Origin of the sequence: Collinsella sp. AM23-17 (genome assembly GCF_003470945.1) — a bacterium.
In the GTDB taxonomy this organism is placed as follows: domain Bacteria; phylum Actinomycetota; class Coriobacteriia; order Coriobacteriales; family Coriobacteriaceae; genus Collinsella; species Collinsella aerofaciens_O.
On record NZ_QRHU01000019.1, the window covers coordinates 34,714 to 42,318 of the forward strand.

Genomic DNA, 7,605 nt, shown 5'->3' on the forward strand with positions numbered 1-7,605 from the left:
CCAGCATATACAAAGGAGTCATACATGGGTTGCGAACACGCACAGGCCGCCGGCGGACAAACGTCGCCGTCGCAATTTGAGGAGAACACGCTGTCCGAGGTCAAGCGCGTCATCGCCGTGCTTTCCGGCAAGGGCGGTGTCGGCAAGTCATTTGTCACCGGTGCCATCGCCACCGAGCTTGCCCGTCACGGCCACAAGGTCGGCGTCCTCGATGCCGACATCACCGGTCCCTCTATCCCCAAGATGTTCGGTATGAGTGGACGCCACGTCCATGCCCTTGGCAACCTTATGCTGCCCGAAATCTCCGAGCACGGCGTCAAGGTCATGAGCTCCAACCTGCTGCTCCAAAACGAGACCGACCCCGTCCTTTGGCGCGGTCCGGTCATCGCAGGCGCCATTAGGCAGTTCTGGAGCGAGACCTCGTGGGGCCCCATCGACTACCTGCTGGTCGACATGCCTCCGGGAACAGGCGACGTCGCGCTCACCGTCTTCCAGTCGCTGCCGGTCGACGGCATCGTCATCGTCACGAGCCCGCAGGATCTGGTCTCAATGATCGTCGCCAAGGCGGTCAACATGGCCGAGAAGATGAACGTCCCCATTCTGGGCATTGTCGAGAACATGAGCTATATTGAGTGCCCCGACTGCGGCAAGAAGATCGAGGTCTTTGGCAAGAGCAAGCTCCCCGAGGTCGCAGAGCGCTATAACCTCGACATCTTGGGCCAGCTTCCCATTATTCCGGCACTCGCCGAGGCCTGCGATAAGGGCGAGGTCGAGACCGCGCTGCCCGATGGCATGTTGCCCAAGGCAGTCTCTGCCGTCGAGGCTATTACCCCGCACGAGACCGACGAGGCCTAAGTGAACGCGAGCGCCCTCTATGACGTCTTGGTAATCGGCGGCGGGGCTTCAGGCCTCGCCGCCGCCATTACGGCCGCACGCGCCGGCAAAAGCGTCTGCATCGTTGAGCGCGATGTCGCCTGCGGCCTCAAGCTCCTTGCGACCGGTAACGGCCGTTGCAACCTCTCCAACGAATCGATTGATCCTCAGCGGTATAACCACCCCGCATTCGTCGAATCCGTCATGGTCCCCCAGCCCGAACAAGAGCTTATGGGTTTCTTCTCCTCGCTGGGCATCATGACAACCTCCGAGGAAGGCCGGCTGTACCCGCGCTCCCTTCGCGCCGAATCGGTGCGCGACGCACTTCTCAACGCTTGCGACCGCCTAGGTATCACCTTAATCTGCGGAGCCAACGTTGCCTCGGCGCGCAAAGCTTCCGAAGGCTGGGCACTCCAAATAGACCGTCCAGCGCGGGCGCTCAAGGCAAAAAAGCACGACGACCGAAAATCGGAGCTCCGCTCGCTTCGGAAGGCGCTCGCCGATGTCCCTCGCAAGAACGAGGCCCTGCAGGCACATGCCGTAATTATCGCCACGGGCGGCAACCCCACCGGTATCGCCGATATGTTTCGCTTCCCCCTCACTTCGCTACGCCCCGTCCTCTGCCCCGTATCGGCAACGGTCGTTGGCGATCGGGCAGCGCTCAAGACGTTGGATGGCCTGCGCGTCCGCGCCCGCTTGACGCTCGCCCGCAATCATAATGAGCTCTGGCACGAAGACGGTGAAGTGCTGTTTCGAACCTTCGGTATCTCGGGCGTCGCTGTCTTCAACCTCTCTCGTCGTATCCAGCACGGCGATACGATCCTGCTCGACGTTTTCCCCGACCTCTCCAAAGACGAGTTGCTCGATATGCTCAACCGGCGTGTTGAGCTGCTCGGCGGCTTTTCGCCCCGTGATCCCCGTTGGCTCGACGGCATGCTCGCCCCGCAACTCTCCCGCGTCGTCTGCACAGCGTTCGAGCAGTGCCATCCAGGCTCCAACGATGTCATCCACCTGGTCTCGATCCTCAAACACTTTAAGTTGCTCGTCGAGGGAACAGCCGAGGAGCGCTCAGCACAGGTCACGCGTGGTGGCATATCTGTCGAGAGCATCTCAACACCCAGCCTGCGCGCGCGCAGCGTTGTCGACGCCCCGCTTTACGTCTGCGGTGAAGCGCTCGACATCGACGCCGATTGCGGAGGCTTTAACCTTGCGTGGGCCTGGATCTCGGGCATTCGCGCTGCAAGCAGCCTGTAGCCGCGCAGTCTATAATCAAAAACGCATTCGGGCCGTCTGGGATACCGGACGGCCTCTTTCTTGCCTCTAAGGAGACCTCGATGATTGAAATCACCCAAGTCAACGCGTCGCTCGATGAAGCCGGCGATGAAAATGCTTGTCTCATTGTTGGCAAGCGAGTCGCCAAGCGCGTCCTACGTTGCAAGGACTCCGAGATCAAGTCCATCGAGCTCCACCGCAAGTCAATCGACGCTCGCAAAAAACGAGACGTCCATTTTATCCTGAGCTTTCGTGTTGAGCTGACTAGTCCCCACCTCGAGCGAGAAGCGGTCGACAGCGTTGCCGAGCGTGACCGCTCGCGCGTACGCGCGATAGAAGACGATGAGCCTTCATTCCCCTCCCCCGCCTCCGACGCACCTCAAGAACGCCCTGTCGTTGTCGGCGCCGGATGCGCCGGCCTTTTCGCTGCGCTTACGCTCGCCGAAGCAGGTCTTAAGCCCTTGCTCATCGAGCGCGGCGACCCGGCATTTCGCCGCTCGCAGGCGATCGACCTCTTTCTAAAGGAGCGCATCCTCGACCCCGAGAGCAATATCCAGTTTGGCCTGGGCGGCGCGGGGACTTTCTCGGACGGCAAGCTCAATACGGGAACCAAAAATCCCGCCCATCGCCTTATCCTCGAAACCTTCGTCGAGGCGGGTGCGCCCCGCGATATTCTGTGGGATGCCAAGCCGCACATTGGCTCCGACATCCTTCCCACGGTTGTCACCGCTATATCCCAGCGCATCGAGCAGCTCGGAGGTGTCGTCCGTTATCGAACGAAGCTCGTCGACATTCGCATCGACGCGTCTGGCGCCATCACCGGTATTGATGTCCAATCGTCCCAAGACGCCGCTTACGAGCCAATCGAGACAAAGCACCTCATCCTCGCCTGCGGGCATTCTGCTCGCGATATTTTTAAGCTCCTTAAGGACCACAACGTGGCCCTCGCACAAAAGACCTTTGCCATGGGCGTTCGCATCGAGCATCCGCAGCGCGACATCGACCGAGCCCAATATGGAGCCTCGGCGGGACATCCAGCGCTCGGGGCGGCCCCCTACAAACTTGTTGCCCATCTTCCCAACGGCCGCAGCGTGTTCTCGTTTTGCATGTGCCCCGGCGGGCAGGTTGTCGCCGCCTCTTCCGAGCAGGGCCACCTGTGCGTCAACGGCGCCAGTCTCAATGCCCGCGACGGACGCAACGCAAATGCCGCCCTGCTCGTTAACGTCACACCCGAGGACCTTCCCAACGATGACCCGCTCGCCGGCATCGAGCTCCAGCGTGCCTGCGAGGCGGCCGCCTATCGCCTGGGCGGTTCCAACTGGAACGCACCGGCACAGCTCGTCGGAGATTTCCTCGCAGGACGTGCCAGCAAGGCGCCCGGAAAGGTAAAGCCCACCTATCCGCTCGGTGTGACCTGGACGGCAATTGACGAAGCCCTGCCGCAGCATATCGTCGAGTCGCTCCGCCTGGGACTTCCCCTACTCGGGAAAAAGCTACGCGGCTACGACCGCCCCGACGCCGTTCTTACCGGCGTGGAGACTCGCTCGAGCTCACCGGTCACCGTCGCCCGAGACCGAACATGCCATGCCGTGTCGACCCCGGGCCTCTACCCTTGTGGTGAGGGAGCTGGATATGCCGGCGGCATCATGAGCGCGGCCACCGACGGCATCCGTTGTGCCGAAGCCCTGATCGCAGACCTCTAACGCACGAATTCCAGCGCGCAAAAGACATAGGCTCCGAGCTCCACAGGGAACTCGGGGCCTGTTCGCTATTTCTTAAACCGTGCACCCTGGCGCTTTCTGCCCGATGCGAACGTGGAACCCTTGCGGGCCTGCGAACGTAAGCGCTCGATCGTCTCGTCCTCAGACGCACCCTCAAGCATCGCCCGAATCTGAACGACGGCATCGCGCAGGCGCGCCGCCTCCTCAAAGTCCATGGCGGCAGAAGCGTTGCGCATATCCTCTTCCATGGTTTCGACAATCCGCACAAGCTCGTCATGCGGCAGTTCTTCCAACTGCTCCGCAAGTGTCTGCTCGGGCGCCACCGTTTCCGGTATGCCGCCCTCGCCCGACTCATCGGGCGTATAGAATGCGCCATGGCCAAGAGAGTCGCCCTTCGAGCGTCCCTTGGAACCCACGGTTTTTTCGGCCTCGGCAATAAAACTTGAGATGTCGTTGATGGCCTTGCGCACCGTCTTGGGCACGATGCCATGCTCTTCGTTATATGCCATCTGAATCTCGCGACGGCGCTGTGTCTCCTCGATGGCCTCTTTCATCGAATCGGTCACAACGTCCGCATACATGATGACTTCGCCATCGGCGTTACGGGCCGCGCGGCCAATCGTCTGAATCAGCGAACGGCGGTTGCGCAAGAAGCCTTCCTTATCGGCATCGAGAATTGCCACCAGTGAGACCTCGGGAAGATCCAAGCCCTCGCGAAGCAGGTTGATGCCAACGAGAACATCGATCTTGCCCTCGCGCAGCGTTCGCAGGATCTCGACACGGTCCATTGTCGCCGTATCAGAATGCATGTAATTGACCTTAATGCCGGCATCAAGCAGATGGTCGGTCAGGTCCTCGGCCATGCGCTTGGTGAGCGTGGTCACCAGTACGCGCTCCTTGCGCACCACGCGCTCGCGAATCTCGTCCTCAAGATCGTCAATCTGTCCACGAACCGGACGCACATCAATCTTGGGGTCGAGCAGACCGGTCGGACGAATAATCTGCTCAACGTCGTTTTGGCTCACCCGCAGCTCATAGTCGCCCGGCGTGGCCGAAACATAGATGAACTGGGGAATCCTCGCCTCAAACTCATCGAAACGAAGTGGGCGGTTATCGAGCGCCGAGGGCAGGCGAAAACCGTGTTCCACCAGCGTCACCTTACGCGAGCGGTCGCCTTCGTGCATGCCGCGAATCTGCGGCACCGTCACATGGCTCTCATCGATGATGCAGAGCATGTCCTTGGGAAAGTAATCGATCAGGGTAAACGGCGGCTCACCCGGCTTGCGACCGTCCAGATGACGCGAGTAGTTCTCGATGCCGTTGCAAAAGCCCATCGTCTCGAGCATCTCAAGATCATAATCGGTGCGCTGCTGCAGACGCTGCGCCTCGAGCAACTTGTCGGTCGCCTTGAGCTCCGCCACGCGCTTCTCGCACTCTTCGCTGATCGATTTCAGAGCTGCCTTGACCTTCGGCTTCTCGGTCACGTAGTGCGATGCCGGCCATACGGGGATGGCCTCGTACTCACGAACCATCTCTCCGGTGACCTCATCGATCTCGGCAATCAGCTCGACCTCGTCGCCAAAGAACTCAAACCGCAACGGATGCTCGGCATAAGGCGGATACACGTCGACAACATCGCCGCGCACGCGGAACGTGCCGCGCGCCAGGTCATAGTCATTGCGATCATATTGAATGTCGATAAGTGCATGGATAAAGTCATCGCGCTCGAGCGGCACCTTCTTGTCGACGTTTGGAGCCAGACCCGCATAGTCCTCAGGAGAGCCAATGCCATAGATACACGAGACCGATGCGACGACGATCACATCGCGTCGAGAGAGCAGCGATGCGGTCGCCTGATGTCGCAGCATCTCGACCTCTTCGTTAATCGAGGAGTCTTTCTCGATATATGTATCGCTTTGCGGCACATACGCCTCGGGCTGATAGTAGTCGTAGTACGAGACAAAGTAGACCACAGCGTTATTGGGAAAGAACTCTTTGAGCTCGCTCGCAAGCTGAGCGGCGAGCGTTTTATTGGGAGCCATGACAAGCGTCGGCTTCCCCAGGGCCTCGATGGTTTTAGCCATCGTAAAGGTCTTGCCCGAACCAGTCACGCCCAGCAAAACCTGATAGCGATCTCCATCCCTCACGCCCTGCACAAGCGACTCAATGGCCTTAGGCTGAGAACCTGCAGGCTCATAAGGAGATACAACCTTAAACGGCACCTCAGAGCCCTCAACGCCAAAACGTTTGAGTTCTCCTCCAACACGTTCAACTTCAAATTCCGCCATGGATACTCCTAACTCATATATCTGCAGTATACGCAGGCGGCAGGCATAGTCCTATACGAACCGATCGGGATAGAGGGTCTTATACCGAACCCAGGCATTATTGACACGAATCAGATAAGCCTGAGTTTCAGGGAAGGTAATCGCATTATGGAGTGACGTGTTCTGCTGCGCCCATCCGTCAACATTGCCCATACCGGCGTTATAGGCGGCAATGGCACTATCCGTCGACCCGTTGAAATAGGTCAGAAGATACGAGAGGTATGCACAGCCAAACTCGATATTGGTAGCCGGATCGTTAAGGTTGTCGACCGAATACTCGTCACCGTCGACAAGGCCCTTGGCGATCATATCCTGAGCAGTCACAGGCATCAGCTGCATCAATCCCTGAGCACCCTGATTCGATTCGGCCTCGGGATCCCAATTCGATTCCGACTTAATGACAGCGCACACCAGATACGGATCCAGATTATGCGAAATACTGGATTGCTTTACATATGCCTCGTAGTCAATCGGATACAGCGGCTTAAAGAAGGCGGCAGGAGCACACGAGTAAACGAATGAGATAAGGCCGAAGGCAAAAACGGCAGCCAGCGGAATAAGGCGATACCACGCAAAGAAACGTGTCTTAGGCATCGGCATCCTCCTTATTCGCAGTGTCTATAAACCCATGGCATGCAAGCCATGAGTCAAGCTGCTCAAAGAGCGAATTATCGCCTGCGGCATTATCAATCACCGTTGTAGCGAGATTGCACAGCGCAGACTCATCGGGCTGGCAAGCAGAACGGGCATCGAAATCAGATGGCTCCATGCCACGCTGAATAGCACGCTCGCGACGAACTGACAAAGGGGCGCTGATGACCAGAATTTCATCAGCCAAGCCAAATGCATCCTCAAAACCAGTCGGAGCAGAAACCTCGACCACCGCAAAGGGATAACGGGGGGACGAAACCGTGCAACAAACCGGATCAAGAATCCTCAGTGACAGCTGCTCAATGAGAACGGGGTGCACAATGCTATTGAGCCTCGCGACCGCATCAGGAGAAACAAAAGCTCGAGAAGCGAGTATGTTACGGCGAACGCCGCCCTCCTCGTCCAAAATATCCCAGCCAAATTCTTCCGCGAGGGCATTGACGATATCGGAGCCTGGCACATACAGCGATTTGGCAAGTTCGTCCAGATCGATGAGCATGGCGCCATGAGATTCGAGATAGCGGCAGGCAGTCGACTTACCCGAAGCAATATTGCCCAAGACAAAAACGGTAAACATCAAGTCCTCCCTAACGCCAATGGGAGTTATTATCGCGCAAATACAAAAGAAGGACTCAAAATACAGCCAAACAGTAAGACAAGCTAAAAGAAGGCGAGTTCTTGTATTACAGCTCTCTATAAAACGGAAAAAAGGGGGAGGCCGCGAGGCCTCCCCCTTCTTCAAGTCATCATACGGCTCGGTG

6 protein-coding genes are annotated in these 7,605 nt (G+C 58.3%); 3 read left to right on the forward strand and 3 right to left on the reverse strand.

What is annotated here, in order from left to right; genetic code table 11:
- The first annotated feature begins 24 nt into the window (after nt 1–24).
- From DW645_RS07790 to DW645_RS07800, 3 genes are all read left to right on the forward strand, one after another.
- Complete coding sequence (locus DW645_RS07790) at nt 25–855, forward strand: Mrp/NBP35 family ATP-binding protein (protein WP_118227164.1); 831 nt, start codon at nt 25–27, stop codon at nt 853–855.
- Nucleotides 856–2,127: an NAD(P)/FAD-dependent oxidoreductase gene (locus tag DW645_RS07795; RefSeq protein WP_118227166.1), complete on the forward strand. Its 1,272-nt coding sequence runs from the start codon at nt 856–858 to the stop codon at nt 2,125–2,127.
- Between the two features lie 80 nt (nt 2,128–2,207).
- The gene (locus DW645_RS07800) at nt 2,208–3,848 is read left to right on the forward strand and encodes an NAD(P)/FAD-dependent oxidoreductase (RefSeq protein WP_118227168.1); all 1,641 of its coding nucleotides are present in this window, start codon (nt 2,208–2,210) and stop codon (nt 3,846–3,848) included.
- 65 nt (nt 3,849–3,913) lie between these two features.
- Here DW645_RS07800 and uvrB read toward each other — a convergent pair whose 3' ends face one another.
- Genes uvrB through coaE form a run of 3 tightly spaced genes read right to left on the reverse strand, consistent with a single transcriptional unit; the run spans nt 3,914 to nt 7,421 of the window.
- The gene (gene uvrB, locus DW645_RS07805) at nt 3,914–6,154 is read right to left on the reverse strand and encodes an excinuclease ABC subunit UvrB (RefSeq protein ID WP_118227170.1); all 2,241 of its coding nucleotides are present in this window, start codon (nt 6,152–6,154) and stop codon (nt 3,914–3,916) included.
- A gap of 51 nt (nt 6,155–6,205) precedes the next feature.
- Entirely contained in the window at nt 6,206–6,787 is a 582-nt protein-coding gene (locus DW645_RS07810) for a lytic transglycosylase domain-containing protein (protein WP_118227172.1), read from the reverse strand.
- Nucleotides 6,780–7,421, reverse strand: coding sequence for a dephospho-CoA kinase (coaE, locus tag DW645_RS07815; RefSeq protein WP_117635947.1), 642 nt, complete (start codon nt 7,419–7,421; stop codon nt 6,780–6,782). Before coaE ends, DW645_RS07810 begins: the two co-directional genes overlap by 8 nt.
- Nucleotides 7,422–7,605: the final 184 nt, after the last annotated feature.

What these genes read in the sequence shown, in the direction of transcription:
- DW645_RS07790 (WP_118227164.1), top strand. Translation starts at nt 25, where the DNA reads ATGGGTTGCGAACACGCACAGGCCGCCGGCGGACAAACGTCGCCGTCG.
- DW645_RS07800 (WP_118227168.1), top strand. Translation starts at nt 2,208, where the DNA reads ATGATTGAAATCACCCAAGTCAACGCGTCGCTCGATGAAGCCGGCGAT.
- uvrB (WP_118227170.1), bottom strand. Translation starts at nt 6,154, where the DNA reads ATGGCGGAATTTGAAGTTGAACGTGTTGGAGGAGAACTCAAACGTTTT.
- DW645_RS07810 (WP_118227172.1), bottom strand. Translation starts at nt 6,787, where the DNA reads ATGCCTAAGACACGTTTCTTTGCGTGGTATCGCCTTATTCCGCTGGCT.
- coaE (WP_117635947.1), bottom strand. Translation starts at nt 7,421, where the DNA reads ATGTTTACCGTTTTTGTCTTGGGCAATATTGCTTCGGGTAAGTCGACT.